This window comes from Mucilaginibacter sp. GW822-FHT03E02 (genome assembly GCF_058801545.1).
Genome location: NZ_JBXANJ010000001.1, coordinates 3,889,766 through 3,916,399, shown reverse-complemented (window position 1 = coordinate 3,916,399; position 26,634 = coordinate 3,889,766). Strand labels below are relative to the sequence as shown.

Below are 26,634 nucleotides of genomic sequence, written 5' to 3'. Positions count from 1 at the left end.
TTTCATTCTAAAGCATTCATCTGTCCGCCTTAAGCTTTGGGCTTTGAGCCTTAGGCTTTCTGCTTACCGCTCTATTTTTTTTAAACCGATGGTAAATTTAAAGTTTTTATGGTCGATACCTATAGTATCGGGTACGCCATTTTTATAGTTGGCCATGGTAGCAATAGCAACAGGTTTTCTTTTGGATGATTTTTCCATTCGCAAAAGGGTATCGCCGGCTATATTGGTAATGTAATAGTTGGCGCCCTTTTCCTGCGGAAGCACATAATATAAATGTGTGCTATCCTTAAGCATGTAATGCTCATGGCTGCCCTCCTGGCGCATCAATATCAAATCAAAATCTTTTCTTAATGTTTTAATTACGGGGCCTTTATCCATCTGCGGAATGATGGAATATATTTTAAAGCTACCATCTTTCAGGAATGCGAAATCAAAGAATTTTACACCCATCTCGCTCGAGAATACAATGCGGGTGCTACTATCGGGCATAACCTTCATCAACAGCAGGCCGCTTAAATGATGGGTTGTTACGTTGATTTCGGCGTTATACAGCACAACCGAAAATTTGGGGCGAAACCGGTAGATATGATCAAAATTACCCGTAGCAGGCTTCAGGTTTTTGTAAACCGAAGTGCAGCCGGCAAGCATAAGCATGCAACTACTTAGCAGCAAAAAGCGCATCCGGCAGGTTTGCATTGATCTCTTTATTTATAAAGTGAATGGTCGTATTATCGCCCGATGGCTCCTGCATATCAATATTGCTTACCGAGTTGTCTTTTTTATCAACCGAGATATTGATCGATTTAAAAAAATCTTTTATCCCTTTTGATAACGGCGCCAGCTCAACCAGGTAGCTCCCCTTATTTTCAAACACCTTTACTTTAAAATCGGGGTTGCTGAGGATAGATCCCTGCACGCAGTCGATAATGATTTTATTAATTTGCTGGAAGAGTTTGTTGGATTTGGTATTGATTTTATTTTCCTTCTGCTCATCCTTTACCAAAATATTGTCTTTGTTGATGATCATCAGGTATTTGGATGGTTGCGTATATTCCATCCGCACCATATTGTCCTTTTTAAACCAGAATTTTCCCTTAGATGTAATCTTTTCCGACAGCATGCTCAGATTTTTCTCCTGCACAAAATCACTTTTAATACTGGTTGTTTTTTGAGCGGTAGCCGTAAACTGGGCTTTAAATGCCGATAGATCGGTAAGCTGGGTATAACCGGCATGCTGCGCACTGGCGGAAAAGGCGGCGGCAAGTATGGCTACGGTAAGTAATAGTTTATGGGGTTTCATTATATAGACACGAATTTCACGAATGGAACGAATTTACACGAATCATTATTATTTAATTATTTAGCAAAATAGTGACTACACCAATTCGTGAAATTCGGTTTAATTGTAAACATCCTGCACATATTCGTGTTTTTTTAACTAAACACGAATTTCACGAATGGAACGAATTTTTACGAATCATTATTATTTAATTATTTAACAGAATAGCGCCTGTACCAATTCGTGAAATTCGTTTTAATTGTCGTCGCCCTGCACATATTCGTGTTTATTTATGCTGCCTGGTTAGCGGTAATGTACTCGGCCATGGTACGTACTGATTGAAATACTTTTGGCCCGTCTTCGGCTTTTGAAAGTTTAATTTTATAGATGGTTTGCATCAAAACTATCAGCTCCAAAACATCTATCGAATCTAATCCTAATCCATCGGCAAACAACGATTCATCATCGCCTATATCACCGGGCTTAAGGTCTTGCAGGTTTAACTGGTCTATGATCTGTTCTTTCAGATCATTCATTAATTTGTCCATTTTTATAATTATACAGGCGAGTTAATCTGCTCACCTAACTTAATAATCCGTGCTAATTTCTTTATGGCCGTACTGTGGTTTTTTACATACGGGTTCTGTTGGTCCCACACATATCCTGCCAAAACAGAGCAGATTTGGTTTTTGATCTCGGGTACAAAAGTGCCAGAAAAGAAGATGGTATCCAGCGTGCCCTCGTACCAGGCATTTACATACGACCGGAAAACATCCACGCCTTGCATTACCTTTTCGGTATATTCGGTTTCCCAGTCAATGTCTTCGCCGTTTAGCTTGCGAATAACCAATTTGGCGGCATTTTGGCTGGATACGGTCGCCAGCGTAACTCCCGATGAAAAGATTGGATCTAAAAACTCGGTTACATTGCCGGTAAGTACAAAGCCTTCGCCGTGAAAAGTATTGGTAGTGCTGCTCCAGGCCTGTAATATCCTTGGCTCAAAAACAAATTCAACATCTTTAAAGCGCTCGCTCAGGTAGGGCTCTGCCGCAATTAATCTGCGTAGCTTAGCTTCGTCATCAGCGCCTTCATAACCGGCAAAAAATTCCGGATCGCCCACAAACCCCAGCGAGGTTACGCCGCTGGAGAATGGAATTATCCAAACCCATACGCCGGGTTTATGCACTACAATAGTGATGCGGTTTGGTTCTTCAAACAGGTTGCGCTTTACATCTACCGTATGTGTAAATAAAGCTTTTCGCTGCGGCAGTCCCGATGGTTTATCCAGGTTAAATAATTTGGGTATAACCCGGCCGTAGCCGCTGCCATCAATAATAAAACGCGCTTCAATTTGGGTTTGGTTACCTTCAAGATCTTCAACGGTAGTAACCGAATCTGATCCGTTAAATTTAATATCGGTTACCGTAGTTTCGTAATGTACCGGGATACCCATGCTTTCGCAGGTATCGGCCAGGGTTTTATCAAATTCAGCACGGGGCACCTGCCATGTCCAGTTCCAGCCATCAGTAAACTGATCAGAAAAGAAGTAATCGCAGATAACACCGTTTTTTACAAACTTGGCGCCAAATTTTTTCTGAAATCCTTTTGCTTCCACTGCTTCAACAAAACCGGCGTCGGTTAATGCTTCCATACAGCGGGGCAACAGGCTTTCGCCAATTACAAAACGCGGAAATTTTTGTTTTTCAACAATTTTAACTTTAAACCCTGCTTTATTCACAATAGAAGCAGCCACCGTACCCGCCGGGCCGGCGCCAATTACCAACACGTCAACTTTTTCTGTATTCATCAATTTTACTCTTTTGTGTTCATTGTCAGTAAGCTTGCAGGCTGTCAATTAAACCCTAAAGCATTTATTATGTTATTAAGTTGCTGCTACCCGTGGTTTAAGCAAATCCATATTTCTTTTTCCATTCTTCAAAAAACACGGGATTGGTTAGTTGGAGCATAAAATTATCGCGCTGTAAAAATACCTGTACGGTTGAGCCTGTAACCACTACCTCGCCGGTTGCAGCGTTTAGCAGGCGGTAGTTAAAATTTAACCGGGCTGCCTCGCTGGGCACATATTCCGTTTCAATAATTACGTTGTCGCCATACCGCAAAACCTGTTTGTATTTACAATCAATGCTTACAATAGGGGTTACGTATTGGTTATTGTAGACTGTAAGGTAGTCAATACCGTATGCTTTTCCAAAAGCCTCCCTGCCATCTTCAAAATAGCGCACATAGTGCCCGTGCCACACAATGCCCAGCGAATCAACCTCGCTAAACTTCACACTTATCTCGGTGGCATTTATCAGTGTTTTTTGCAATTCTTCGTTCTGTTTACCGGCAACACAATTGTGCCGACGTCAATTTTTTAAAGGATGAATCTGTGCCTTTACCGGCACAGATTCATCCCCCGTTAGTACTTTTTATTTCCAGCTGTTATAATCAGATTTTACATCTTTCATTACGTTTAAAAACGCTTTTGCCCAGTAGTTTTTAAGCCCGAAACCGCCTGGTTTGCCTTCGTAATATTTGGTAAGCAACACCGTTTTTGTTTTCATATCAACAAAGGTTATCCAAACACCGGCTTTATCAATGCCTTTGTTCATACCGCTAACAAAAAATATATAGCCAATACCTTCCTTGTTCTGGAAATCATAACCTTTTACTATAGCGGTGATTTTTGCCTCATCCAATAATTTAAAGTCGCTTGGGTTGTCTGTGTAAAGTTTATCAAACTTTGCCTTTGCGTTTGAAGCTTTAGCTACATCAAGTGCATAATCAACAGAACTGTGGTGGATTGATTCGGCCACATCATATTTCTTTTGCTCGGTAACAAAAAGGCGGTTCCATCCTAAGGTATAGTCGTCTCTGAATTCCTCAGGCGTTATATCGTCTTTTTTTCCGATGCCCATTACCTTGGCTTCAGCTGTGCCTATAAATTTTGTTTGTGTAAAATCAAGTCCTAACCAGGTAATTTTGGCACTGCCCGAAAAAATATCGGCTTTTGTGCTTTGTGCTACAGCAGGCAGGCTGCTTACAACTGTTAGTAAAAAGGCTATCAGCCAGGTGTTTTTTGTAGGTTTCATTTTGTAGATTTAATTTATTTATTGTTGAATTATAAATACTTTCATCTGGCACTGTGCCAATGTTTCTTCCCCACGCTTTACTTTTCCCGATATCAGCGTTACATCAAATATTTGATTATCAATGATAATTTCCGTTTCTAAGATATCATTTATTTTAGGCAAAGAAAACACTTCGAGGTTTTTAATAGCGCCAATATAACCTATGGCATCGGCTTTTTGGCTGCTTTGCGCCAGGTATCCTGCACGGGCGGCAGCTGTTTGAGCTATATTCTCTACCAGCCCTCCCGCGCTAAACTCGCCATCTTCAACCAATACGTTATCTGCTTTTATACAAAATTGGGTGCGGCTGCTTTTCTCATCCGTCCAGGTCAAATGATCTATCATCACAAAAGGAAATTTTTGCGGGATAAGATCAGGTGTATTGGCAGGAGGTATAAACATATCAGCAGGTTTAATAGGTTTTAACAGCGGTTTAGGTAAAATCAGTAAAAGGTTTCGCAGATCAGGGATCTGCCGTATTGCCCAATTGTTACACCAATTCCCCGGCGTTCACCTTGGTATTAACATATTCATAAAAATCCTGGAAAGTGACTATGCCAACAAAATCTTCGGGCTGCACCTTGAAATTGAAATTGCTTTCAATTACAACAACCAGGTCAATATAATCCAGGCTGTCGAGTTCAAGGGTATCTTTCAGGATGGCTTCGGGCGATATTTTCGCCACATCAATTTCAAATTCTTCTGCTAAAAAAGCATTGGTTTTTTCTATAATTTCTAAAAACTGCATAAGGGTAGGTTAATCAATATTTTTTAATAATCAGCGACGAATTTGTTCCGCCAAAGCCAAAAGAGTTCGACAAAAACACGTCGAAATTCCGTTCGATGGTGGCAGTAGCGATGTTTAACTTAGCCGAATCCTCGTCGGGGGTTTCGAAGTTAATGTTTGGCGCGATAAACGAATTTTGCATCATCAGCATCGAGTATACAATTTCGCTTGCGCCGGCCATCCAGCACTCGTGGCCTGTCATAGATTTGGTTGAGCTTACCAGCGGCTTGCTCGATCCGAAAACCTCGTGAATAGCTTTAGCCTCGCTGGCATCACCCGCGGGGGTTGATGTGGCATGGGCGTTTATGTAATCAATATCGGCAGCAGTCATGCCGGCATCCTTCAGGGCCATAGCCAATGAGCGTACCGGGCCGCCAACGGTAGGGTTAGATATGTGGCCGCCGTTTGATGAAAACCCGTAGCCAATAACCTCGCCTAAGATAGTTGCGCCGCGGCGTTGTGCCGATTCTAAGCTTTCTAAAATTACCGTTGCTGCACCACCGCTTGGTACCAGGCCATCGCGGCTTTTATCAAAGGGGCGCGATGCTTTTGTTGGCGTACTTTCCAATGTTGAAAATGCCGAAAGCGCATCAAAGCTACCCATCGAAAAATGGTTAAGTTCCTGGGCGCCGCCGCAAATGATGCCTTCCTGTAAGCCGCTTTTGATAAGGTGATAACCCAGGCCAATAGCATGCGAGCCGCTTGCGCAGGCTGCGCTAACAGTAAGGTTGATGCCTTTTAATTTGAATATGGTAGCCAGGTTCATGCTCACGGTGGAGTTCATGGTTTGGAAAACCGCCCCTGAGCCTACCAGCATAGTGTCTTTTTTTACGCGGATGATATCGGTACAATCAATAACCGGCTTGGCCGAACTATCGTTACCGTAAAGGATGCCTATTTCGTTTTGATCAAGATAATCCATATCGATGCCAGCCTGGGCCAATGCCTCAATGGTGGCCATATAAGCGTACTCGCCCTGTTCTGGCAGCATGATGCGCGAACGCCTGTCGAGTTTTTCTTTTAAGTTTGGTCTGTCAACAAAGCCGGTTAAGCCAGACCGGTAACCAAACTCCTTACGCATAGAATCGAGCAGAATCCCCGATTTGCCGTGGAAAAGCGAGTCTCTTACCTCGTCCTGGGTTTTCCCAATGCACGAGTAAATCCCCATCCCTGTAATCACAACTCTATTCATAACGCTGATACCGGCTTAATCATTTAACAATTCCCTTAAAACTAAATAAATTTATTTAATCCCGAAATATTAATGTGTTTGTTTATGTGAACAAATGGTTAATTATGAATAAAGGCCGCCGTTAACAGAAATTACCTCGGCAGTAATATACGATGCCTCTGGCGACGCTAAAAAGCCAACCACGCTGGCCACTTCTTCGGGGGTGCCAAAACGTTTAATAGGTATCATGGCTTTAAGCTCCTTTTCATCCAGGCCTTCGGTCATGTCGGTTTTAATAAAGCCGGGGGCAACCGCATTAACGGTAACCCCACGCCGGGCAATTTCCTGTGCCAGGGCCTTGGTTGCACCGATTACACCAGCCTTTGCAGCCGAGTAATTAACCTGGCCGGGCAAGCCTTTTAAGCCCGATAAAGATACCACATTGATAATGCGGCCATATTTTTTAACCAGCATGCCGTTTAAAACAGCCTGGGTTACATAAAAAAAACCGCCTAAACTCGTATTTAATACACTGTCCCACTGTTCATCTTTCATCCACATCATCAGGGTATCATCCTTAATACCGGCATTATTTACCAGCACTTCAATATATTTTTCGGTATTGGCTTCAACCCAGCCGCCCAATACGGCGCGGATATCCTCCTTGCTGGCTACGTCAAATTTCATAACCTCGCCATCACCGCCGTTTTCTTTAATTGCAGCTAACGTATTGTTGGCCTCTGCCTGGTTGCTTTTATAATTAATAAGCACGTAGTAGCCCATAGTGGCCAGTTTATAGCAAACGGCGCGGCCTATTCCTCTTGATCCGCCTGTTACTAATGCACATTTCATTGTCCTGGTGTGTTAATTTGTTACGTAAAGTATATGCTTGCAATTATAAAATGTGGGAGTTTCTCTTTTTTATCAAGTGTACGTGCTCGGCTTTTTCAAAGTATTGTTTCACGTTCACCATATCTTTATACTTTGGCTTATCCTCAATAAACTTAGGGAATATAGCACGCAGATCGGTATAAACGGTATGGGTTGTTGGCGACAGCTTTTCGCTGCAATCCAAATGATCGATAGCTTGCAAAATAGCCATCATTTGTATGGCCAGCACTTCAAAAGTATTATCGATAACGCGCTTGGTCATCAATGCCGCGTTGCAGCCCATGCTTACAATATCCTGGTTGTCGTTATTATTAGGAATACTGTGCAGGTACATGGGGTACGATAGGGTTTGATTTTCGGCAGTGGTTGATGTAGCTGTAAACTGCATACCCTGCATCCCAAAGTTAAAGCCCAGCACACCCAGGTTAACAAAAGGCGGAAACTTATGGTTCAGCTTCTCGTTAAGCAGGTAGTTTAACTGCCTTTCGGATAGCATACACAGTTTGGTAATAGCTATTTTTAGCTTATCCATAGCAAGGGAAACATAATCACCATGAAAATTGCCGCCGTGGAAAATATTTTTGGCTTCATGGTCAATAACCGGGTTGTCATTTACCGAGTTCAGCTCATCAGTAACCACGCGCTCAACCTCAAAAATGGTGTCGTAAACGGGGCCTAAAACCTGGGTTACGCAGCGCAGGGAGTAGTACTCCTGCACCTTATCCAAAAATACTTCCTGGTTAAGGTTATCGGGGTTATATAAGTGCTCAGACCGGTCGCGGATCATTTTGCTGCCGGTAAGCACATCGCGCATAATGGCGGCTACTTCGTTTTGGCCGCGGTGGTGTTTTACCACGTTAAGCTCGTAAGAGTAGTGATCATCAAAAGCCTGCACCACTTCGTTTATCATAGATGATAATACGATTGACCATTCCAGCAGTTTTTTGGCCTGGATGATGTTTACCATACCAATGCCCGTCATGGCCGACGTGCCATTGATAATGGCCAAACCTTCGCGGATTTTTATAGATAGCGGTTCGATGCCCAGTTCTTTAAACAATTCGGCAGTGTCGTGCTGCTCGCCTTTGTAACTTGATTCTCCTTCGCCAATTAAAACCAGCGCCAGGTGGGCCAGTTGCACCAAATCGCCGGATGCACCTACACCGCCATGTTCAAATACATTGGGCGCAACATCCTTATTAATTAATTGGATAAGCAGTTCAGGCAAATCGGTATGTACGCCCGAACGGGCCTGCATAAAGCTGTTCAGCCTGGCAATCATCAGGGCTTTAACCAGCAGGGGCTGCATTAAATTACCACCGCCCGAAGCATGGCTGCGAATAAGGTTATACTGCAACTGCAGCAAATTTTCTTCGCTCACCTTATATTGGGCCATGGGGCCAAAGCCGGTGTTGATGCCGTATATGAGCTTGTTTGACGAGAAACCCTGCAAAAACTGGTAATTAACCTCAACATTCTTAACAACCGATGCATTCAAACCAACTTCCTCGCCATCAAACAGAATCTTAGAAAAATCATCGGCAGTAAGGTACCGCCCCCCGATATGTATCATGAACTGAAATTATTTTATTATTAAAAAGAGAAATTCATTAAAAATTCACACAAAAAACGTCCGAAAATAGGATAATTATTTCAGATATGATACTATTTACGTTCTTTATTGATGACTTAACAAAGACAAATACATTGCATAAAAGACCGGCTTAAAGTTATTAAACCTGTTTATTTAACTACGCAGACGACATAATAATTAAAAACGTTACAGGAAATTTGCGGGGAGGGATTTGGGGCATGAAAGCTACTCAAAGCAGACATCCTTACGAACCAATTTTAGGTGACGTGGAACTTTAGCCACCTTGTTTGTTGATTGAGGCTAATTTAAAATATCTAAACCGTTTTTAATTCATTCTTAGATAAATCGTATTTGCATTGAAGTAATTTTATACTTAAAGTTTATGCCAGTATACATCATTTACCTGCTGTTGTATACGATTAGTGGTAGATGTAATTATAACTTCAAATGAGATATTTTCTTCGATTTCTGTTTCAAAATGATCCAGATAGTTATTGGGGTCAAACAATTGCCGCACAGTAAGCTTATACCATCCGTTTTCAAGCTTGATTTTGAGGCCAGCATTATGAGCAGCAGGAATGCTGGCATCAGAGAACTGGGCTGCCATAGTCAAATCACTATAATTAGTTAAAAATAATTCCCCCGTAGTCACACTAATGGTTTGTTCAAATTGCCTGAACGCATAGGTACTGGATGGCTGCTCTTGAAATGACACAAGCCAATTTCCGCCTCCATCATTGCTGGTTTGCCAAACAATCAGATTCCCCACATTAATTTGGTCTACAAAGTGTGCCATCAACTGATCAAATTACCAATATTCGTCTACAAAGCTTTGGTAATTAGCACTATTTACAAGTGCAATAAATCCATCATCGTCAATAATTTTTAATTTCATAAATCAAGTATTTACCAACAAACATACTACTAAGGTCATAAATAGTACAGACAACAGGAGCAAAACCTTTGTGTATGCGTATTGCCGGCTTAAAACATAAAACATTTCAAAGATTTTCAGGTTTAAAAATTGGCCCTGTATTTAAGGGCCAACATAAATAGTTGGAATTTAAATATTTATTACCCTGATAGTGCAGCAAAGGAACAGAAGTAGCCGGTTTTTTATATTAGTAACGATTTTATTATTGCTTGTATTTGTACAAGGCTATGCTTACGGGCAGGAGGTAGTACCTCATGATACCCTGAAAACAGATTCAATAAAACATCATACCGATTCGGTAAAGTTTCAGAAAAAAGCCAACGATGTTTCAAAACAGTATGATTTTGGCAACCTGGTAACAGATATTCTTCACCCCAAAAAGAAGCCCGATTCTGTTTTTAAAAAGCCTTCGGGCATAACGGTTATTCCCAATATTGCATCTAATCCCAGTATCGGGTTTCAGCTGGGCATAAAGGCTGTAGCTGGGCGTAAATTAGGGGGCGACCCGAATACGCTATTATCGGTTGCTGCAACATCAATATCGTATACCACAAAAGGGATTCTTTATTTTTATATCAACCATAACGTTTATACGCCGGGCAACAAGTGGAATTTTCAGGGTAATATGGTGATAGCAAAAAGCGTTACCCCGGATTTTGGCTTAGGAATAGGACTGCCCGATCCCGGCGGCAGCGCTGCCGACCAGGCGCTTGTTAACGCCAATCGCAAAGGCCGGGCATATCATTCGATCTATTTAAACCTGCGCGAAAAGGTTTATAAGGAAGTAGAGAAAAACCTGTTTGTAGGTGCCGGGGTGTCATTTGATATCCGTACCAAAATTCAGGACAAGGCAGATACCACCAACCATTTAACCCCGTATAATATTTACAGTGACGAGCACGGATTTAAGCGGGATAGCTACCGGGCCGATGGTTTGCTTTTTAACGTTCAGTATACCACCCGCGATAACCAAAACCGTGCTTATAAGGGAATTTATGCCGATGCCGGTTTCCGGGTTAACCAAACCTGGATGGGCAGTACCAAAAGCGCTGTACAGTTTACTACCGATTTCAGGAAGTACTTTAGCTTGTCGTCAGAAAACCCGGAACATGTTATTGCCTTTTGGAACTGGGGTTCGTACCTCATTACCGGCGATATACCTTATCTTGAATTGCCGGGTACGGCCAAAGATGGCAGTTTTCGTAGTGGCAGGGGCTATACTACCGGTTATTTTAAGGGTACCAGGTTTAACTACAGCGAAGTGGAATACCGCTTCCCAATCCTCAAAAATAAATTTATCAGCGGGGTAGCCTTTTTTAACGAACAAACCGCGAATGACGAAGCCGGAACTAAGTTGTTCCAAAAATTTCAGCCCGGCGGCGGCGGTGGCTTGCGGGTATTGTTTAACAAAGCTACCCGCACCAATTTATGCCTTGATTATGCCTTTGGCAAGTTTGGTTCAAAAGGCTTCTTTCTGGGTTTGAATGAGGCTTTTTAAAAGAGTATTGCGTTTGATTAAAGTGGGGTGCGTAGTAGCGCAAAGATGCGGTCTAAAAACAAAAAAAAATCGTTATTGCTTCGTACGCGCGCATCATGTATGGAAATTTACAAAACATTCGCTTGAACGCAGGTTAAGACTCACCCGAATATTTATGCAACCCCAAACACGTAGCGTGAAACAATATAAACTGGTTAAAACAATTTTTGATTTAAACGTTTTATATTCTGCATTGTCATACATATGCGCATCAATTATAAATTGACTATCAAAACCTGATAAAAATGAAATATATCAATAGAATATGCGGTATAAGCTTAATAGCATTTTTGATAATGCTTGCCGCACCAAATATAAGCAAGGCCCAGGAGGGGGGCTACGTGTCTGACCAGGAGTTTTACGACAATCTTGACCCCTACGGAACCTGGGTTGATGACCCGCAATACGGCAACGTATGGGTACCCGATGCCGAAGATGGATTTAGGCCCTACGCAACACGCGGGCATTGGGTGGTTACCGATTATGGAAATACCTGGGTATCCGATTATCCATGGGGCTGGGCAACGTTTCACTACGGCCGCTGGCGCTACGATGATTATTACGGATGGGAATGGATTCCGGGCCACGAATGGGCACCGGCATGGGTAAGCTGGCGCAAGGGTGGTGGCTATTATGGCTGGGCACCGCTAACACCGGGTATCAGCATTAGTATATCATTTGGCAGCAGTTACCGCGTACCCGACTCTTATTGGGTTTGCGCACCGCAAAACTATATTAACAGCCCCAATATTTACAATTATTACGCCCCTCACGCCCGGGTAGTAAATATTATAAACCGTACCACGGTTATTAACAATACCTACGTATATAACAACCGTACCTATGTAACTGGCCCAAGGGTTACCGAAATAAGACGTGTTACCCACAATAACAATGTGCCGGTATACAGGGTGGGTAACGATAGCCGGCCAAATGGAGGCGGCCGGATTGTAAATAATACCGTTAATATTTACAGGCCCCAGGTAAAAAAAGCACCTGATGCCAGGCCGGCAAGGGTTGTAAACGCAGCCGAATACCGCAAAGCGAACCCTAACCAGGGCATTGCCAACCGCGCAGGCGGCCAGGCTACGGTAAACCGTAACAACGCCGCAAGATTGGCCCAGGTAGCCAAAAGCAATGATAATAAGTTTGTAAAGGTTAACAACAACCGCCCTGCTGCGGCGCCGGGACAACAGCCCATTAACAGGCCTGCGCAGCCAAACACAAGGCCAAACGACCAGCAAAACAAACAACAGGCTGCCGGGCAGGCAAGGCAACAACGCGACCAGCAACAAAACCAGGCTGCTCAACAACGCGATCAGCAGGTTAAACAACAACAGGCTGAGCAAGCAAAGCAACAACGCGGTCAGCAGCAAAACCAGGCTGCTCAGCGTGATCAGCAGGCTAAACAACAACAAGTTGAACAAGCAAAGCAACAGCGCGATCAGCAACAAAACCAGGCCGCTCAGCGCGATCAGCAGGCTAAACAACAACAAGTTGAACAAGCAAAGCAACAACGCGGTCAGCAACAAAACCAGGCCGCTCAGCGCGATCAGCAGGCTAAACAACAACAAGTTGAACAAGCAAAGCAACAGCGCGATCAGCAACAAAACCAGGCCGCTCAGCGCGATCAGCAGGCTAAGCAACAACAAGCCGAGCAGGCAAGGCAACAACGCGGCCAGCAACAAAACCAGGCTGCCCAGCAGGCTAAACAACAGCAGGCAGAGCAACAGCGCCAGCAGCAGGCAGCTCAGCAGCAACAGGCCCAGCAAGCTAAACAGCAGCAGGCTGTTCAACAGCGCCAACAGCAACAGCAGGCGCAACAACAACAACGCCAGCAGCAGGCAGAGCAACAGCGCCAACAGCAACAGCAGGCGCAACAACAACAACGCCAGCAGCAGGCAGAGCAACAGCGCCAACAGCAACAGCAGGCTCAGCAACAACAACGTCAGCAGCAGGCAGAACAACAGCGTCAACAGCAACAACAGGCTCAGCAGCAGCAACGCCAGCAACAGGCTGCGCAACAGCGCCAACAACAACAGCAGGCACAGCAACAACAACGCCAGCAACAGGCAGCTCAACAACGCCAACAGCAGCAGCAACCGCGTGAGCAACAACAACGCGAGAAAAAGCCCACCAATTAAGCATCGGCTTTAACTATTTTTTTAATAGCACATATAAACATCTTTTTAAGGTTTATATGTGCTATTTTTATTGGCGCTATAATTAGTTACACAATTATGAAACACGTACACAATCTGCATCGTTTTATTATATCAATACTCGTGCTCGCATTTTTAGGGGCCGGGCGTGCCAATGCACAGGATGTGAAAACCGGCGGCCAGATAAATTTTATCGAAAACTCGCTCAATGAAGCTATTAAACAAGCCGGAGCCAAAAACAAATATATTTTTGTTGATGCCTACGCCAGCTGGTGCGGCCCCTGCAAGATGTTAAAGGCAACCACTTTTAAAAACACTAAGGTGGCCGAGTTTTTTAACAGCAACTTTATAAACGTTGCCATTGATATGGAGAAAGGCGATGGCCCGCAACTCGCCGCCGCCTGGGGCTTGCGAGCCTATCCAACCCTTATTATACTCAACTCAAAAGGCAAGGCCGTTTATGGCACGGTGGGCTTTATAAAGCCCGATGAACTGATTAAATTTGGTGTACAAGGCCTCAATAAATAACGAGACACAAAAAATAAGATAACTTATGAAGGCCGGCTTGCATTTTTACTGCCCTTATTTTACAATAACCGAACCCATCAATAGCACCATTAGACGGGGTATGCTTAATGACTTATCGAATGATACGGTTGCAACAGTATGTTTGTAAAAAAGGCAACTAAAAATCTTTGAGGCGGCGCAATCAATAGCACTTAAAATAACGGGAATAAGGTTGTTTTAAATAAAAAAGACCGAAAGAACTCTCGCAGTTTTTTCGGCCCTACATCTACCTATGAAAAACAACCCTTTGAGAAGGGTATAATAGTTAATTCAAATGCGATGCCAAATATTAAAAGGGCTTAAAACACATAAAATATCGCTTTTAATTTAATTGCTTTCACGCTTTGTAGAAATACTTCCCCTAAATATGTAGACATTTTACTCAATACACTGGCAAATAAGCCGGTATATCTCTTTTTAACAACATACGATAAGGCATGCTATTTTTAATATAAATAAACATTGCAGAAACCATAAACCTCAAACATTGTTAAGCTTTTTATGGATCATAACGTTTATTTATTGGCAACCGACCCTAAAAATCCTTGCCGGGATATTATTCATTCAAGGGATACCCGTTTGAAGGTGAGGGTATTTTGCCTTGATGAAGAAAGTTTTAGTCCTGATGACAACGAAATTCAGTTATACGGATATGCCAACAGCAAGCTTTATGCTTTTGAAACCATAAATATAGCGGCCGAGGATGCTCTTGACCTGGTAGATGCCATACAATGGTATGCCGAATACGTTGAAGATCCAGCGATGGAAATATTCCCCGAAGACCCCAGACCGGGGGCTACCTTTAGCGATGTAAAGTCGAATTAAGCTACCCGATAAAATATAAAACACTAAATTATAGCACCTTAAAATAAAATGTAAAATATTTTTTGAAGAATAGATCAAAGCTTCTATATTTGCAGACCCAAACGCAAGGGGGTTGATCGAAAGATTAACACAAAACAAAAGGGAGTTTAGCTCAGCTGGTTCAGAGCATCTGCCTTACAAGCAGAGGGTCACTGGTTCGAACCCAGTAACTCCCACTTTTAGAAATCGCACTGTGTTATCATAGTGTGAGAATTAATAAAAAATATTAAAGCCTTCAGATTGTTTTCTGAGGGCTTTTTTGCATTTTAGCTATATATAGTATTTTTCATTTATATGAATGGTTTCATCACGTTAGAAAATGGCGAGAACTTTTCCATCAGATGGACCGGCTATGACGAAATTATTAGAATTGCGGTAAAAGAATTGTCGTTTTTAGACAATAGTAATGAACTGTCGGTATGGCTGGATACGCAAATCCCAAATGAGAATGAAGATGACGGAAATTTCGTCCCCTTTTACAAAGAAAATGGCGAAATGATATTGAGAATTATTGATGTGAGGGGATTAACAACAGCCAATAGGCGACTTTTTTGGACGGCACTTGAAAACGGAGAGGAAAAACTGTTAAGGTTGGGGAATGCCTATTCTGATTTAAATCCAATTGTGATAACCGACCTAATGAAAATGCATCAGACAATCCCCGATAACATTGAAATTTGTGAAGAAGATGCAGAATACATCGTAACGAATAATGACGTTATAAAAAAAATGGGCCCCGGTTGGGCTAACTGATGGCTGGTTGCTTCAGATAATTATCACATAAAATCCATATCAACTTCATTTAAATCCTCTTTAGGAAAGTTATATTTATCAATCATCTCTTCTTCGGTAAAGATTAGTCCTTTGGGATTAATGAAGCGTTCGATAACGGAGTCAAGTTCATTGTATTTTCCCGCCAAATTCTCGGCGATAGAATTAGTTAGATAAATCGAGAATAGAGAAACATCAGAACTTGCCTCTAACCATCCTGAATTGAATGTAAGCATGCTTCTGATTTGCTTTTTAAAATCAATTAAAACCGGAAAAATAAAGGCCAATTCTTCTATTCTGATTTCTCTTTTTCGATCCGCATCGTCAACCCTGGCTTTTACAAAATCTTTAATAAATTGAATAATCTCTGAATATTCATCTATGGAACGGGTTTTGATAAAATCTCCTTGCAAAAAAGAGGTTATCGTTATTTTTTGATTGTTAAAAAAGATAAAATTTACTTTGCTTAGCAAGTTTTCATTCTTGTTTGTAGCACAAAAAGCTGTTAATAACGATTCAATTTGCCGTAACCTTATTTGCCTGGGTGGATTTGCTTTCAATGATTTTAAATTCCACTCCGTTGAGTTTGGACTCATTTCCATAAACTCTAAAATCTTATCGAGCAAATTGATCCCTGAATATGTGTTGGTGCTTCTCGCCATGTTTTCACACTAAATATAGACTAAAAAATTAATAGTTCAAATCCGCTATTAAACGCAAATCAGAAAGGAAATGGTTCGATATATGTACAGTGGGGACCACAAAGCCTGGTAGAAATATCGGGCTTTTCCTGTTTATAACAATGTATTTCGTTTATATCCTTTACTCTTCGTCAAAAGATAAATTTTATGTTGGTGTTTGCCAGGATATGGATGAACGTGTCCGTAGGCATAACACCAATCACTCCGGTTTCACCGGAAAAACAGGCGATTGAATTATTAAATGGACGGAAGAACATCACGATAAAAATTCTTCACTAAAACGCGAAAAGCAAATTAAAGCCGTAAAAGCAGATTCGGCTAAATCCGTTGTCCCCCCCGCAACCGACATTTGTATCATCAAAAATTACTAAACTTATGAAAGTATTTGTTACAGGGACCACTGGCTTCATCGGTTCTGCCATTGTACAGGAATTATCAGCTACTGGTTACCAGGTTTTGGGCCTCGCCCGGTCCGAGATTATTGGCGGCGGTCGCCGCGGTGCATCACGGCGACCTGGAGGACCTGGATAGTTTGCGGCACGGTGCAACAGCCGCCGACAGCATAATCCACGCAGGTTTTATACACGATCTTAGCAAGTTTAAAGAAGTATGTGAGGTAGACAGGCTGGCTACCGAGGACATCATACAACAGCCCATTCCCGCGTTTCCCTGGGGCTTCGGATGAACTATAGTTTTGGATACAACAAACGCAGATATGGTTAAATCTATCCGGGTGGCGATGGCAACCTTTGTAATGTTAAATACACAACATTATGAAAATTATCATTACAGGTTCATTAGGGAACATTAGCAAACCATTGACAGAAAAATTGGTACAAAACGGGCACCAGGTTACCGTCATCAGCACCAGGCCGGAAAGACAGGCCAAGATTGAAAATATCGGCGCGAAAGCAGCAATTGGATCTATGGAAGACGTTGATTTTTTAACGGCCACCTTCGCGGCAGCGGATGCCGTATACTGTATGGAATCACTTGCACCAAATGCTTTTTTTGATAAAGACCTGGATGTAATGGCCGCCATTATCCAAATAGGCAAAAATTACCAAAAGGCTATTCGGCAATCAGGCGTTAAAAAAGTTATTCATTTAAGCAGCATTGGGGCTCATACCGACAATGGCGTAGGTCTTTTGGGGTTCCATCATAAAGCAGAACAGATTTTTAACGAATTGGCAGATGACGTGAGCATCAAGTTTATGCGCCCGGTTGGCTTTTACTACAACATGCTGGCATTTATACCTACCATAAAGGCACAGGGTACAATTGTAAGTAATTACGGAGGCGATAACAAAGAGCCGTGGGTTTCGCCGCTGGATATTGCCAGTGTTATTGCCGAAGAGTTTGACAAGCCGTTTGCAGGCCGCACCGTTCGTTATATTGCCAGCGATGAGGTGGCTCCGAATGAGGTAGCAAAGATTTTGGGCCAGGCGGTGGGTAAGCCCGATCTGCAATGGACAGCTATCCCGGACGATGAGTTTTTAAATAGACTCTTGAGCTTTGGCATGAACCCGCAGACGGCCAGGGGTTTTACCGAGATGAATGCCGCGAGACTGAATGGTATACTTTATGAGGATTATTATAAACACCGCCCGGAGTTGGGCCCGCATAAGCTGAACGACTATGCCAAAGAGTTTGCAGCAATTTACCATCAGCAATAGTATAGCTTTACTGGGCGTCAACGTACCAGCCTGTTCAATATGTTAGGGCGACAAAAGGGCGATATTGAAAGAATTTTGATTTTGCGTGTATCTTTTAAGTACGCCGGTTGAAAAACCCGGTGATAATGCCCCTTAAATTAAATGAAGTAATAACTACTGTTTTCAGCATGTTAATTACTTCATTTATTGCTTAAAGCCCGGTAGTGCTTCATCAGAATGTTTTTTGGATAGGAGGCAGGCCAATCGCTTTACGGATAGCAGGCATAACCCTCACTTTAATAAGGTAATTGCCGATAAATAACCCTTGCTTGAGTTTGTTTTTACCAAACATTGCCAGCATGTGTTTTAAAGCATTGGGTTGATGCATCCATTCGGCGTTAAATAAGGTATCCTGCCCAATCCTGGCGAACCGGGCGAACATTTGCTTTTCATAATGGGCGATAGCTTGCCGGGTATCGCCGAATTTGGCGTCTGTAAGCGCTTCGCTCAGTTGCAACGCATCCAACATGGCCATATTAACGCCTTCGCCTGCAAAGGGCGGCATCCAGTGGGCCGCATCGCCCAGTAGCGTAATGTTGGGTTTGGCGTCCCATTTTTGGTCAAGTGGCATACAGTACTGGGGGCGGGGGATGAACAACGTGTCTGCACTTTCAAACAGTTCCCACCAAACCGGGCTCCATTCTGCAAACTCCTTTTTAAACCAGGCCAATACCTGCTGGTTATCATTAAAGTTGATGCCGCTTTCCTTCGCCCAAAACTCATCGGATTTAAAGCTGACGCCAAACCCAAAACTTCCGTCGCCTTTTGAACTAACTATCAGCGTTTTTTGGTTTCCGTAGGCAAATATCTTTCCGCCCTTTAACAATTGATGAATTACCGGGGCTGTTTTTGCAGCATCTTTGAGGACTCCTTCCAGCATGGTGATACCGGTCCAGTAGGGTTTAATGCCGGTAACAAATGGCCTTATTTTGCTGTTCGCACCATCCGCGCCAATAACCAAATCGGCCATGATGGTGTTGCCGTTTTCAAAAACCAGCTTCCAGGTGTCCTGTATTTGTTCAATGGATACAATATGACTGTCCCAAACAACGGTGCCTGGCATTAACGAATTCAATAAAATCTCCCTGAGTGGCCCCCTGTCTATTTCGGGACGATAGTTTTTGTCGCCAAACTTTTCGTTATTTATTTTGGCGTGCTGATCGGCGTAAACGGCCAACTGGCTGTCGGTTACACGCACAAGTTCGGCTCCGGGGCGGTAGTGGGTTTTAAATTCATTTATCAAGCCTGCTTTAGTTAAAGCGGCCAGGCCCGACCCGGCATGCAGGTCAAGCGCGCCGCCCTGTAGCCTTACTGCATCATTGATGTCTCGTTCATAAACTTTCACGTTTGCTCCTTTTAGCTGCAGGAGCCGTGCAAGTGTTAAGCCGCCCGGGCCGCCGCCAATGATGGCGATGTTTTTGTGTTGAATGTTCATATGGGCAAAACTACCCCTTAGGCAAAGCTGATAATAGTATAAATCGGTCGTTTTGATTTTTGGCTAATTCTTTTGGCACCACGCCTGAAAACCTTTTAATCTCTTTAATAAAATGTGTTTGATCGGCAAAATTCTGCTCCGGGAAAAGGTTGCCGTCCCTGATCTGCTGCAGGGATGCCCTGAAACGGAAAATATTGCAGTACGCTTTTAAAGAAATGCCAAACTGCTCATTAAAATAACGGTTGATTTGCCTGCTGCTCCAACCTACGCTGCCGGCCAGTTCCTGAACAGTTAGCGACCCATTGGAAGCATAAATCAGGCGAAACAATTTCTGCTTGCGGCTGTCGATGCCGGTTTTAACAAGGCCAAGCATCGTTGCCGTGATCTTTTGACAGAAGGTTTCAAAGTTCTCCAGGTCATCGGCGGTGATATTCCAAAACCCAGGCGGTAAGCGCCGTCCTTCATTTAATACAGAGGCCATTTTAATATCCAGCAGATACTCAATAGCCAATAGTTTAAAACTGACAGCAAACATCACCATATGGGCGGAAATAGAGGCCTGATCGGGCAGGGTGTCAAGGCCCCGTAGCGTGGCATGAAAAGGCTGGTTAGCGGCAACAGCAAATATAATATCAAACCGCCCGTCGGGCAGCACAACAATTTCTCTGCCGTTCACCGACTCATTTCGGATCATCCAGAAGCTTTCCACAAAGTCGGCAAGTCCGGCGGCGGGCCGGGCGGTTTTTAATTCGAAACCCTCTTTTACCATTAATTCATCGGCATTGTTAAGCGACATCAAGTTAAGCATTATTCAACTCGGGGCAAATGCATGTACTTGGGTTAACATAACTTAACACATTTCAAACAATTTGTACATAATTAATTGAGAATCAATAATTTATATTTAATCATGGTTAACACTAAACTTGTCGCTCAACTTAGGCGCATCCTAATACTTGTGCCTGTTGTTGGCCAATTGGCGACCAAACAGACTATTATTCTAATATATGACACTCAAAGCCCAGGTCGGCCAATAGCTGAATAATATTCATCGAGCAAAATTTTTCACCCTTCACCCTCAGTATGTTATCGCAATCGTCCAGGTCGAAGTTTATTTCGGCAAAAGGCAAATAATGTTGCAGCACTACAACCAGTGCAGTTGCGTGCGCCGGGTTTTTAACATTAGTTTTAAAAATTTCAAACATGGCCGTTTTCTTGCGACGAAGCGATTAACATTAGTTTTCTTTATGAATTGGCTGGTTATATGTAAAGTGGCTATTAACCTTGCATTCATAGCCATCAAAGTTGAACGATATAAGGCCGGTTTAATAACAAAATATAGCCGAAACGGGCAAATTAAAGCCGGAAGCGGAATACGCCGGGGACAAAAAAGTTGAAAAAGTATAGAAAGTTTAGTTGGGAAACTGTAGCAAGCTAACAACGCCTATCAGCCTTTTGCAAGCCAGCTCAAAAATTGCGGGGCCTTGCCTTTACTAACAATAACCTTTTCGGCAAATGGCACATTGAGGTTTATGGAGAGTTTTCGCGAAAAAAAATTAGACACATCTTTTATAGCCTTCCGGCAAACCAGGTATTGCCTGTTTGCCCTGAAGAAGTAATTTCCGGAGATGCGCTCCAACTCGTCGAGGTTTTTATTGGGATAAAACGTTTTCCCCGAAAATGTAAGCAGGTGGGTAATTTCGTTGGCCAGGTAAAACATGGCTATATCGTCCAGGCTAACCGGGATGATCTTGTCCTGGTGATAAACCAGCACCGAGGCGGCCTTTTGTTTTTCTTTTCCCGCCAGCATCTGTATTAGGGCTTCATACTGTGGCGTTTGATCCGTAGAGAACAATTCTTTTAACCGCCTGTATTTTTGAAGAGCATCGTTCAGTGTTTTACTGGTGAATGGTTTTAGGATGTAATCTATCCCATTGGCCTTAAAAGCATCTAAGGCATATTCGTCATAAGCGGTGCAAAAAACCACGGGAACGGCAACCAATCCGGCAACAAAAATTTCAAAACTAAGCCCATCACCCAATTGGATATCGCTAAATATCAAGTCTGGCGCATCGGCTGTTTTAAAATACGCGAGGCCTTCTTTTACCGATTTAATTTGTACAATATCCACAGGCTCATCCATCAGTTTCCTGATGTTCAGCTCCAGGTCATCGGCAACCAGGCCTTCATCTTCAATGATTACGATGTTCATTCTTTAACAATTTTATAGATACCGAAAATGAGTTCTGTTCTTCTTTAATTATAATATCATCCCCCGACCATATGTGATATCTTTCGGCCAGGTTTGCCAGGCCATAATTGGTTGATGCAACTTTAATGTTTTTTACCTGCCGGTTATTGCTGATAACCAGCCAGTCATCCCGCTGGCTAATGGTTACGCAAAGCGGATCTTCGCGGGTAAAATTATTGTGTTTAATGGCATTCTCCAACAATGGCTGCAGCGAAAACGATGGCAGGTAGTATGCTTTTAAAGTTTCTTCGGGCAGCGTTATTGTGCAATTGAGCGCGGTTCCAAACCTTATCCGCTGCATTTCCAGGTAATCCAATAAAAGGCTCACTTCATCTTCCAGTTTAGACACGTTTGATGTATGATGAAATATGGATGCCCTTAAAAAATTGGCCATGTGCACAATATAGATGTCGGCAGTTTGCACATCCTTATGATATAACGCTTTCAATGTATTTAACGCATTGAACAAAAAATGAGGTTGTATCTGTTGTTTTAGCAGCAGGTTGGTAGCCTCGGCATTGGCTGCCTTTAGCCGGGAAAGCTCCAGCTCGCTGTATAGTTTATGTTCGTATAGCAAAACAGAATCGTGCAAAATCATAATCATCGTATTAATCACGATACCGGAGCCAACAAAGGCAAAAAATAAACCAACATCCCAAAACGACCATTTTTTATGGGCTACGTAAGCAAATACAGGCCATAGCGCCAGGTAAATAAATACACTTGCAGGGTAGGTTAACAGGCGGCGGTATATGGTAAATTTTTTTGACCGCAGCTGAAACCGTGGCAGTAAAAGAAGCATCAAACCCACATCGGCATAACCAACCACTAAAATTCCCGACATGGTTAGCAATGTATAGGGCAACACAGGTTCGGCAGATCCGCTGCGGGAAATGATAAGATAAAAGATAACGCCGATAATTACCGATAGCAACCAGCTTAAGCGATTTAAACGTTTTACGGGCAAACTTTCCTGCATATAAACAAATGTAGCTAATAGATTACACGTATGCATTTATCATGAACCGAAGCGGGCAAAACCAGCCCCCAACTGCCCGGGCGCCAGGCTAAAAAGACAACTAAATAGCTGGTGCCTGCAATTTCTGCAACCTCACCGGCAACTCCAAAATTAGCATTCCATCAACGCTGCCTGAATAAAGCTTTCTCAACCAATTCAGAACGCCTTATACTGTCAATGAGGTGGCCATTTGCATAAAGGTGTGTTTCATTCAGATTCATGAGCTTAATCTTCGGGCGCTATTATGCCCGTTTCGATGTGTTTTTAGTAACCCGCTATAGGCAGTACCAATACCTTCGCCTTCAAATAATGTTAAAATTAAATTTTACAACTATGAAAAAAACAACTGTATTCTGCCTTAACATGCTTGCAGGCTTGCTGTTTATCTTCCTTGCCTCCTATACACAAGTCCGGGAAACACCGGTAAAGGTTACCGGCATCAGGTCCCCCAAGGGCAAAATCATTCTTAATGTTTTTAAGGATAATGAAAGCTACGACAATGAGCAGCCTTACAAAAAACTCACATTCGATAAAAAAGCACTAAACAACGGCACGCTCACGGTAATGATTGCGCTGGAGCCGGGAACTTATGGAATAACCCTCATCGACGATGAAAACGAAAACGGGAAAATCGACAAGAATTTGATAAGAATGCCCAAAGAGGGCTTCGGCTTCTCCAACTTCTTTATGGAAAAGCTCAAAAAGCCGGCATTCGACGACTTTAAAGTCGATTTAAAAGCTACGGCTAAAGTTGACATAAAAGTAAAATATATGTAAGCCCAGCCGGCAAACGAAATCACAGAAACTATCATCCTACATGAAAAAAGCATTAAAAATCAATATGAAAACATCAGCAATTTATAAGAAAGTGTTAACGGGCATAGTCTTGCTCACGGCCACCGTATCTTTTTCGTCCTGCGAAAAAAACACTATCGATCCTTCGGGGCAATTCAACATCAAAGTAGTTAATGCGGCATCTACCTCGGGGCCCCAGAGTTTTACTATTGCCAACTCGGTACTGGTAAGCGGCGGGCTTAAATATACCGATGCTTCGCCCTACATCACCACCGCCTCCGGAAAAAGGCTGGTTATGGAATTCAAAGATGAAGGATCAAGCAATGTTTACGCATCCGGCGAGCTCTATACTACCAACGGCGTAAGTTTTACGGTATATATGGCGGGCAAAGGCTCATCGGCCAGGGTTAAATCTTTTGAAGATGACCTGGCCACGCCCAACAATGGCAAGGTAAAAATTAAGTTTATCCATTTAAGTGATAACGCGCCATCAGATATCAATATCAAAGATGCATCGGGCGACGACCTGGTAACCAATATCAGCAGGAACATTGCAAGTGGTTACAAATATGTTGATCCGGGAACATTATCGGTACAGCTATATGGAACCGCCTCCAGGAAAAACATAGGCAACTTTAATATAGCAGACCTTCAGACCGGTAAAATATACTCCCTCTATTTCAGCGATGCAAGCGATGGCAGCCTTAGCATAAATAAGGTGCTGCACAATTAACACATTCAATTACCTAAGTAAAAGCCGGATTGTGATAACATCCGGCTTTTTTATTGTAAACGGGCTATCCGGCATCAATTCATTCCAATCTGTCGTTTAAGCCTGAAATCAATATCGATTTAGCAGATTAAACCGATTCTTTAAATCCCGTTGCAACAGGTGAAAAAGCCTCAATATACTATTCCCTTACTTCATTATTGTTTAAATAACACTTAATTTTTGTAATTTTAAAACAATTCCCTGTCGTTTTTCCTACAATAGCACACCAATTTTCCGGGCCTCTCAGTTAAATTTGATTAGCAAAAGTGATTATAAAAACTGCTTTCGCAGCCGTATTTACCTTAAAATTTACAAAAAGGCAACTTACTCATCTTATTGATGCTCTTCCGCGCTCCTGATTCAGGCATTTCTTAACATTGCCACGCAGGCGCCCATCCAATTGGTAAGCAATAATAAATTATTTTCACGATTTTTATTTTAATTGTGTTTTTGACAATAATATTATATCTTAGCTTTCAATAGACGCCTGTCTGTTGATTTTTAACCAGTTAAAACCATTTCATGAAAATCCTGAATGATGCTCAAATTATGGAGCTATTAGTAATGGGCAACAAGGAGGCCTTGGAACTGCTATTCAAAAAATATTACAAACTCCTTGTTGTATCGGCCTTTTATATTTTAAAAGATGAAATGGAAGCAGAGGATATGGTTCAGGCTTTTTTTGTCGACTTTTGGGAGAGGAAATTATTTAACAATATCAATTCATCCTTAAAAGCGTATTTAACAACAGCCATCCGGAACCGTTGCCTGAAGGCAATTGAGAAGGAAACGCAGCGACAAAAAAAATTAGCCGATTATCAATATACCGTTTCGGAAATAGAAGAGGAACAGGAAGTTACCAGGTGCGAAATTAATGTAGACGAGATAATGGCCGATCTGTCGGTACAACGATTCCAGGCCGTAACTTTGGTACATTATCAAAATAAGAAGTATAAAGAAGCTGCCTATGAAATGGGAATCAGCATTAATTCGTTGAAAACCCACCTGAAGCTTGCCATTAAAACAATGCGCGATGGTATAAAAACCATAAGGTAGTTCACCCTTTTATTCATAATCTGGTCTTATATATAATGACATATAATAAAACATATATTCAGGAGCTAATAATTGACAAAATTGCAGGGGCGATAAGTGAAGAGGATGACTACATACTTCAGCAGGCAATACTTACAGACCGCCGGGTTGCAAAACTCTGGGAGGAAATGCATGATGCATTGGCTACTGATAAAGCACAATCTTTTTTTGATAGTATAGATGAAAATTCGGCCTGGGATAAAATTGAGCCTCAAATTGAGCAAGTAAAATCAATTCAATCCAAACAAAAAGGGTTTATAAACTGGATGTCGATTGCTGCTTTGTTGTGCATAACACTTTCGGCCATTTATTTTTGGCAGGCTAAGCCGGTTACCAACACAGTAGCTGTAAAGCAAAGAAAAAAACCGGCGATTGAACTACGTATGGCTAATGGGCAACAAATTAACTTATCCGATACTGCTAAAAACGTAATCAATACCCCCTTTGCCAATTTAAAAAAAGGCGCCAATGGTTTAAGTTATACAACAGGTGATGACAAAACCCAAAATTGGAATACCCTTACCATCCCGGCGGAATTAGACTACCAGATAGCCTTATCAGATGGCACACAGGTTTGGCTTAATTCGGCATCGAGCCTGCGTTTTCCATTTTCATTTACTGGTACCACCCGTGAGGTTTACCTAACCGGCGAAGCCTTTTTTAAAGTTGCAAAAAACGCGGCACACCCTTTTATTGTTCATACGGCCCAAACAAACGTGCAGGTGCTTGGCACCGAGTTTAACATAAATAGTTACCAGTCAAATATCACCACCACCTCCCTTGTTGAAGGCAGCGTAGCTACAAGTGGGCAGCACAACGAAAAACTCTTACTTAAGCCCGGGTACCAGGCTATTTACACGCCCATAACCGGCTTTTTAAGGCAGCCTTTTGATGCAGGCACAGAATTGGCCTGGATGCACGGCCAATATTATTTTCATAACCAAAAGCTGCGCGATATAAGCGAGGTATTACAGCGCTGGTTTAATTTACAGGTTGTTTTTGACGACGCCGCCCGGGCCGACAACTCGCTTAGCGGGGCTATCGAAAAAAATAAACCGGTGCAGGTTTTTATCCAAAACCTAAAATCATCTGCCGGTGTAGATGCTGTTATTAAAGACGGTGTTTTACACATAAAATAATAACGCACAAGGGTATCGCGGT

General features: G+C 42.5%; 30 protein-coding genes and 1 tRNA gene. 13 read left to right on the top strand and 18 right to left on the bottom strand.

The genetic code is table 11. The features are described from left to right. Positions 1–63 precede the first annotated feature (63 nt). The 12 genes from lolB2 to AC1RM2_RS16305 form a co-directional block, all read right to left on the bottom strand. On the bottom strand, positions 64–696 hold the full coding sequence (lolB2, locus tag AC1RM2_RS16360; RefSeq protein WP_492986264.1) for a flexirubin biosynthesis protein LolB2: 633 nt from the start codon (positions 694–696) through the stop codon (positions 64–66). Continuing rightward, positions 659–1,300: a flexirubin biosynthesis/transport protein LolA2 gene (gene lolA2, locus AC1RM2_RS16355; protein ID WP_492986263.1), complete on the bottom strand. Its 642-nt coding sequence runs from the start codon at positions 1,298–1,300 to the stop codon at positions 659–661. The genes lolB2 and lolA2 overlap by 38 nt, the downstream gene beginning before the upstream one ends. Positions 1,301–1,569: 269 nt before the next feature. Then, entirely contained in the window at positions 1,570–1,827 is a 258-nt protein-coding gene (locus tag AC1RM2_RS16350) for a phosphopantetheine-binding protein (protein WP_090638092.1), read from the bottom strand. Positions 1,828–1,835: 8 nt separating this feature from the next. After that, complete coding sequence (locus AC1RM2_RS16345) at positions 1,836–3,086, bottom strand: NAD(P)/FAD-dependent oxidoreductase (RefSeq protein ID WP_492986262.1); 1,251 nt, start codon at positions 3,084–3,086, stop codon at positions 1,836–1,838. A gap of 97 nt (positions 3,087–3,183) precedes the next feature. Continuing rightward, the gene (locus tag AC1RM2_RS16340) at positions 3,184–3,609 is read right to left on the bottom strand and encodes an acyl-CoA thioesterase (RefSeq protein WP_492986261.1); all 426 of its coding nucleotides are present in this window, start codon (positions 3,607–3,609) and stop codon (positions 3,184–3,186) included. Between the two features lie 102 nt (positions 3,610–3,711). Then, positions 3,712–4,374, bottom strand: coding sequence for a hypothetical protein (locus AC1RM2_RS16335; protein ID WP_492986260.1), 663 nt, complete (start codon positions 4,372–4,374; stop codon positions 3,712–3,714). Between the two features lie 18 nt (positions 4,375–4,392). Continuing rightward, positions 4,393–4,815, bottom strand: coding sequence for a hotdog family protein (locus tag AC1RM2_RS16330; RefSeq protein ID WP_492986259.1), 423 nt, complete (start codon positions 4,813–4,815; stop codon positions 4,393–4,395). Between the two features lie 88 nt (positions 4,816–4,903). Then, positions 4,904–5,161: a phosphopantetheine-binding protein gene (locus AC1RM2_RS16325; RefSeq protein WP_477362469.1), complete on the bottom strand. Its 258-nt coding sequence runs from the start codon at positions 5,159–5,161 to the stop codon at positions 4,904–4,906. Positions 5,162–5,174: 13 nt separating this feature from the next. Continuing rightward, positions 5,175–6,392 (bottom strand): beta-ketoacyl-[acyl-carrier-protein] synthase family protein, encoded by a 1,218-nt coding sequence (locus AC1RM2_RS16320; protein ID WP_492986258.1) that lies wholly within the window; start codon positions 6,390–6,392, stop codon positions 5,175–5,177. A 102-nt stretch (positions 6,393–6,494) separates the two neighbouring features. Next, entirely contained in the window at positions 6,495–7,223 is a 729-nt protein-coding gene (gene flxB / locus AC1RM2_RS16315) for a flexirubin biosynthesis SDR family reductase FlxB (RefSeq protein ID WP_492986257.1), read from the bottom strand. Between the two features lie 43 nt (positions 7,224–7,266). After that, complete coding sequence (gene flxA, locus AC1RM2_RS16310; RefSeq protein ID WP_492986256.1) at positions 7,267–8,835, bottom strand: flexirubin biosynthesis tyrosine ammonia-lyase FlxA; 1,569 nt, start codon at positions 8,833–8,835, stop codon at positions 7,267–7,269. Positions 8,836–9,229: 394 nt separating this feature from the next. After that, positions 9,230–9,652 carry a hypothetical protein gene (locus AC1RM2_RS16305; RefSeq protein ID WP_492986255.1) on the bottom strand — a complete coding sequence of 141 codons (423 nt, stop codon included), beginning with the start codon at positions 9,650–9,652 and terminating at the stop codon, positions 9,230–9,232. A 343-nt stretch (positions 9,653–9,995) separates the two neighbouring features. On the opposite strand from AC1RM2_RS16305, the gene AC1RM2_RS16300 reads away from it, so the two are divergent. The 6 genes from AC1RM2_RS16300 to AC1RM2_RS16275 all read left to right on the top strand — a co-directional run bounded on the left by AC1RM2_RS16300 (position 9,996) and on the right by AC1RM2_RS16275 (position 15,673). Continuing rightward, the gene (locus AC1RM2_RS16300; protein ID WP_492986254.1) at positions 9,996–11,288 is read left to right on the top strand and encodes a BamA/TamA family outer membrane protein; all 1,293 of its coding nucleotides are present in this window, start codon (positions 9,996–9,998) and stop codon (positions 11,286–11,288) included. A 284-nt stretch (positions 11,289–11,572) separates the two neighbouring features. Continuing rightward, on the top strand, positions 11,573–13,471 hold the full coding sequence (locus AC1RM2_RS16295) for a DUF6600 domain-containing protein (protein WP_492986253.1): 1,899 nt from the start codon (positions 11,573–11,575) through the stop codon (positions 13,469–13,471). Between the two features lie 96 nt (positions 13,472–13,567). Then, the gene (locus AC1RM2_RS16290) at positions 13,568–14,017 is read left to right on the top strand and encodes a thioredoxin family protein (protein ID WP_492986252.1); all 450 of its coding nucleotides are present in this window, start codon (positions 13,568–13,570) and stop codon (positions 14,015–14,017) included. A 540-nt stretch (positions 14,018–14,557) separates the two neighbouring features. Next, positions 14,558–14,881, top strand: coding sequence for a hypothetical protein (locus tag AC1RM2_RS16285; protein WP_492986251.1), 324 nt, complete (start codon positions 14,558–14,560; stop codon positions 14,879–14,881). Positions 14,882–15,021: 140 nt separating this feature from the next. After that, a tRNA-Val gene (locus tag AC1RM2_RS16280) sits at positions 15,022–15,096 on the top strand. Positions 15,097–15,214: 118 nt separating this feature from the next. Further along, entirely contained in the window at positions 15,215–15,673 is a 459-nt protein-coding gene (locus AC1RM2_RS16275; RefSeq protein WP_492986250.1) for a hypothetical protein, read from the top strand. A gap of 23 nt (positions 15,674–15,696) precedes the next feature. Here the strand turns inward: AC1RM2_RS16275 and AC1RM2_RS16270 are convergent, their stop codons facing one another. Next, a complete protein-coding gene (locus AC1RM2_RS16270) occupies positions 15,697–16,353 on the bottom strand; it encodes a hypothetical protein (RefSeq protein WP_492986249.1) in 657 nt (218 codons plus the stop codon). 140 nt (positions 16,354–16,493) lie between these two features. Between AC1RM2_RS16270 and AC1RM2_RS16265 the strand changes: the two genes are divergently transcribed. The 3 genes from AC1RM2_RS16265 (at position 16,494) to AC1RM2_RS16255 (ending at position 18,068) form a co-directional block, all read left to right on the top strand. Continuing rightward, positions 16,494–16,625, top strand: coding sequence for a GIY-YIG nuclease family protein (locus tag AC1RM2_RS16265; protein WP_492986248.1), 132 nt, complete (start codon positions 16,494–16,496; stop codon positions 16,623–16,625). A 142-nt stretch (positions 16,626–16,767) separates the two neighbouring features. Further along, positions 16,768–16,923 carry an NAD-dependent epimerase/dehydratase family protein gene (locus tag AC1RM2_RS16260; RefSeq protein ID WP_492986247.1) on the top strand — a complete coding sequence of 52 codons (156 nt, stop codon included), beginning with the start codon at positions 16,768–16,770 and terminating at the stop codon, positions 16,921–16,923. Between the two features lie 242 nt (positions 16,924–17,165). Next, positions 17,166–18,068 (top strand): NmrA family NAD(P)-binding protein, encoded by a 903-nt coding sequence (locus AC1RM2_RS16255; RefSeq protein WP_492986246.1) that lies wholly within the window; start codon positions 17,166–17,168, stop codon positions 18,066–18,068. Positions 18,069–18,279: 211 nt separating this feature from the next. On the opposite strand, the gene AC1RM2_RS16250 is transcribed toward AC1RM2_RS16255, so the two are convergent. The 5 genes from AC1RM2_RS16250 to AC1RM2_RS16230 all read right to left on the bottom strand — a co-directional run bounded on the left by AC1RM2_RS16250 (position 18,280) and on the right by AC1RM2_RS16230 (position 22,772). Then, entirely contained in the window at positions 18,280–19,542 is a 1,263-nt protein-coding gene (locus AC1RM2_RS16250; protein WP_492986245.1) for an FAD-dependent oxidoreductase, read from the bottom strand. A gap of 10 nt (positions 19,543–19,552) precedes the next feature. Further along, entirely contained in the window at positions 19,553–20,338 is a 786-nt protein-coding gene (locus AC1RM2_RS16245; RefSeq protein ID WP_492986244.1) for a DUF6597 domain-containing transcriptional factor, read from the bottom strand. A gap of 199 nt (positions 20,339–20,537) precedes the next feature. Continuing rightward, a complete protein-coding gene (locus AC1RM2_RS16240) occupies positions 20,538–20,747 on the bottom strand; it encodes a hypothetical protein (RefSeq protein ID WP_492986243.1) in 210 nt (69 codons plus the stop codon). Between the two features lie 242 nt (positions 20,748–20,989). Further along, positions 20,990–21,754: a LytR/AlgR family response regulator transcription factor gene (locus AC1RM2_RS16235; protein ID WP_492986242.1), complete on the bottom strand. Its 765-nt coding sequence runs from the start codon at positions 21,752–21,754 to the stop codon at positions 20,990–20,992. Beyond that, positions 21,735–22,772, bottom strand: a complete 1,038-nt coding sequence (locus tag AC1RM2_RS16230) for a sensor histidine kinase (RefSeq protein ID WP_492986241.1) — start codon at positions 22,770–22,772, stop codon at positions 21,735–21,737. The genes AC1RM2_RS16235 and AC1RM2_RS16230 overlap by 20 nt, the downstream gene beginning before the upstream one ends. A gap of 372 nt (positions 22,773–23,144) precedes the next feature. Between AC1RM2_RS16230 and AC1RM2_RS16225 the strand changes: the two genes are divergently transcribed. From AC1RM2_RS16225 to AC1RM2_RS16210, 4 genes are all read left to right on the top strand, one after another. Beyond that, positions 23,145–23,588, top strand: a complete 444-nt coding sequence (locus tag AC1RM2_RS16225) for a DUF2141 domain-containing protein (RefSeq protein WP_492986240.1) — start codon at positions 23,145–23,147, stop codon at positions 23,586–23,588. 40 nt (positions 23,589–23,628) lie between these two features. Continuing rightward, a complete protein-coding gene (locus AC1RM2_RS16220) occupies positions 23,629–24,339 on the top strand; it encodes a DUF4397 domain-containing protein (protein WP_492986239.1) in 711 nt (236 codons plus the stop codon). 561 nt (positions 24,340–24,900) lie between these two features. Further along, positions 24,901–25,434 (top strand): RNA polymerase sigma factor, encoded by a 534-nt coding sequence (locus tag AC1RM2_RS16215; RefSeq protein ID WP_492986238.1) that lies wholly within the window; start codon positions 24,901–24,903, stop codon positions 25,432–25,434. Between the two features lie 35 nt (positions 25,435–25,469). After that, the gene (locus tag AC1RM2_RS16210; protein ID WP_492986237.1) at positions 25,470–26,612 is read left to right on the top strand and encodes a FecR family protein; all 1,143 of its coding nucleotides are present in this window, start codon (positions 25,470–25,472) and stop codon (positions 26,610–26,612) included. The last annotated feature ends 22 nt before the right edge of the window (positions 26,613–26,634 follow it).

Bases quoted from the DNA above. Each gene is read 5' to 3' on its own strand.
- lolB2 (WP_492986264.1), bottom strand. From the start codon at position 696: ATGCAAACCTGCCGGATGCGCTTTTTGCTGCTAAGTAGTTGCATGCTT.
- lolA2 (WP_492986263.1), bottom strand. From the start codon at position 1,300: ATGAAACCCCATAAACTATTACTTACCGTAGCCATACTTGCCGCCGCC.
- AC1RM2_RS16350 (WP_090638092.1), bottom strand. From the start codon at position 1,827: ATGGACAAATTAATGAATGATCTGAAAGAACAGATCATAGACCAGTTA.
- AC1RM2_RS16345 (WP_492986262.1), bottom strand. From the start codon at position 3,086: ATGAATACAGAAAAAGTTGACGTGTTGGTAATTGGCGCCGGCCCGGCG.
- AC1RM2_RS16335 (WP_492986260.1), bottom strand. From the start codon at position 4,374: ATGAAACCTACAAAAAACACCTGGCTGATAGCCTTTTTACTAACAGTT.
- AC1RM2_RS16330 (WP_492986259.1), bottom strand. From the start codon at position 4,815: ATGTTTATACCTCCTGCCAATACACCTGATCTTATCCCGCAAAAATTT.
- AC1RM2_RS16325 (WP_477362469.1), bottom strand. From the start codon at position 5,161: ATGCAGTTTTTAGAAATTATAGAAAAAACCAATGCTTTTTTAGCAGAA.
- AC1RM2_RS16320 (WP_492986258.1), bottom strand. From the start codon at position 6,392: ATGAATAGAGTTGTGATTACAGGGATGGGGATTTACTCGTGCATTGGG.
- flxB (WP_492986257.1), bottom strand. From the start codon at position 7,223: ATGAAATGTGCATTAGTAACAGGCGGATCAAGAGGAATAGGCCGCGCC.
- flxA (WP_492986256.1), bottom strand. From the start codon at position 8,835: ATGATACATATCGGGGGGCGGTACCTTACTGCCGATGATTTTTCTAAG.
- AC1RM2_RS16305 (WP_492986255.1), bottom strand. From the start codon at position 9,652: ATGGCACACTTTGTAGACCAAATTAATGTGGGGAATCTGATTGTTTGG.
- AC1RM2_RS16295 (WP_492986253.1), top strand. From the start codon at position 11,573: ATGAAATATATCAATAGAATATGCGGTATAAGCTTAATAGCATTTTTG.
- AC1RM2_RS16290 (WP_492986252.1), top strand. From the start codon at position 13,568: ATGAAACACGTACACAATCTGCATCGTTTTATTATATCAATACTCGTG.
- AC1RM2_RS16285 (WP_492986251.1), top strand. From the start codon at position 14,558: ATGGATCATAACGTTTATTTATTGGCAACCGACCCTAAAAATCCTTGC.
- AC1RM2_RS16275 (WP_492986250.1), top strand. From the start codon at position 15,215: ATGAATGGTTTCATCACGTTAGAAAATGGCGAGAACTTTTCCATCAGA.
- AC1RM2_RS16270 (WP_492986249.1), bottom strand. From the start codon at position 16,353: ATGGCGAGAAGCACCAACACATATTCAGGGATCAATTTGCTCGATAAG.
- AC1RM2_RS16265 (WP_492986248.1), top strand. From the start codon at position 16,494: ATGTATTTCGTTTATATCCTTTACTCTTCGTCAAAAGATAAATTTTAT.
- AC1RM2_RS16260 (WP_492986247.1), top strand. From the start codon at position 16,768: ATGAAAGTATTTGTTACAGGGACCACTGGCTTCATCGGTTCTGCCATT.
- AC1RM2_RS16255 (WP_492986246.1), top strand. From the start codon at position 17,166: ATGAAAATTATCATTACAGGTTCATTAGGGAACATTAGCAAACCATTG.
- AC1RM2_RS16250 (WP_492986245.1), bottom strand. From the start codon at position 19,542: ATGAACATTCAACACAAAAACATCGCCATCATTGGCGGCGGCCCGGGC.
- AC1RM2_RS16245 (WP_492986244.1), bottom strand. From the start codon at position 20,338: ATGTCGCTTAACAATGCCGATGAATTAATGGTAAAAGAGGGTTTCGAA.
- AC1RM2_RS16240 (WP_492986243.1), bottom strand. From the start codon at position 20,747: ATGTTTGAAATTTTTAAAACTAATGTTAAAAACCCGGCGCACGCAACT.
- AC1RM2_RS16235 (WP_492986242.1), bottom strand. From the start codon at position 21,754: ATGAACATCGTAATCATTGAAGATGAAGGCCTGGTTGCCGATGACCTG.
- AC1RM2_RS16230 (WP_492986241.1), bottom strand. From the start codon at position 22,772: ATGCAGGAAAGTTTGCCCGTAAAACGTTTAAATCGCTTAAGCTGGTTG.
- AC1RM2_RS16225 (WP_492986240.1), top strand. From the start codon at position 23,145: ATGAAAAAAACAACTGTATTCTGCCTTAACATGCTTGCAGGCTTGCTG.
- AC1RM2_RS16220 (WP_492986239.1), top strand. From the start codon at position 23,629: ATGAAAAAAGCATTAAAAATCAATATGAAAACATCAGCAATTTATAAG.
- AC1RM2_RS16215 (WP_492986238.1), top strand. From the start codon at position 24,901: ATGAAAATCCTGAATGATGCTCAAATTATGGAGCTATTAGTAATGGGC.
- AC1RM2_RS16210 (WP_492986237.1), top strand. From the start codon at position 25,470: ATGACATATAATAAAACATATATTCAGGAGCTAATAATTGACAAAATT.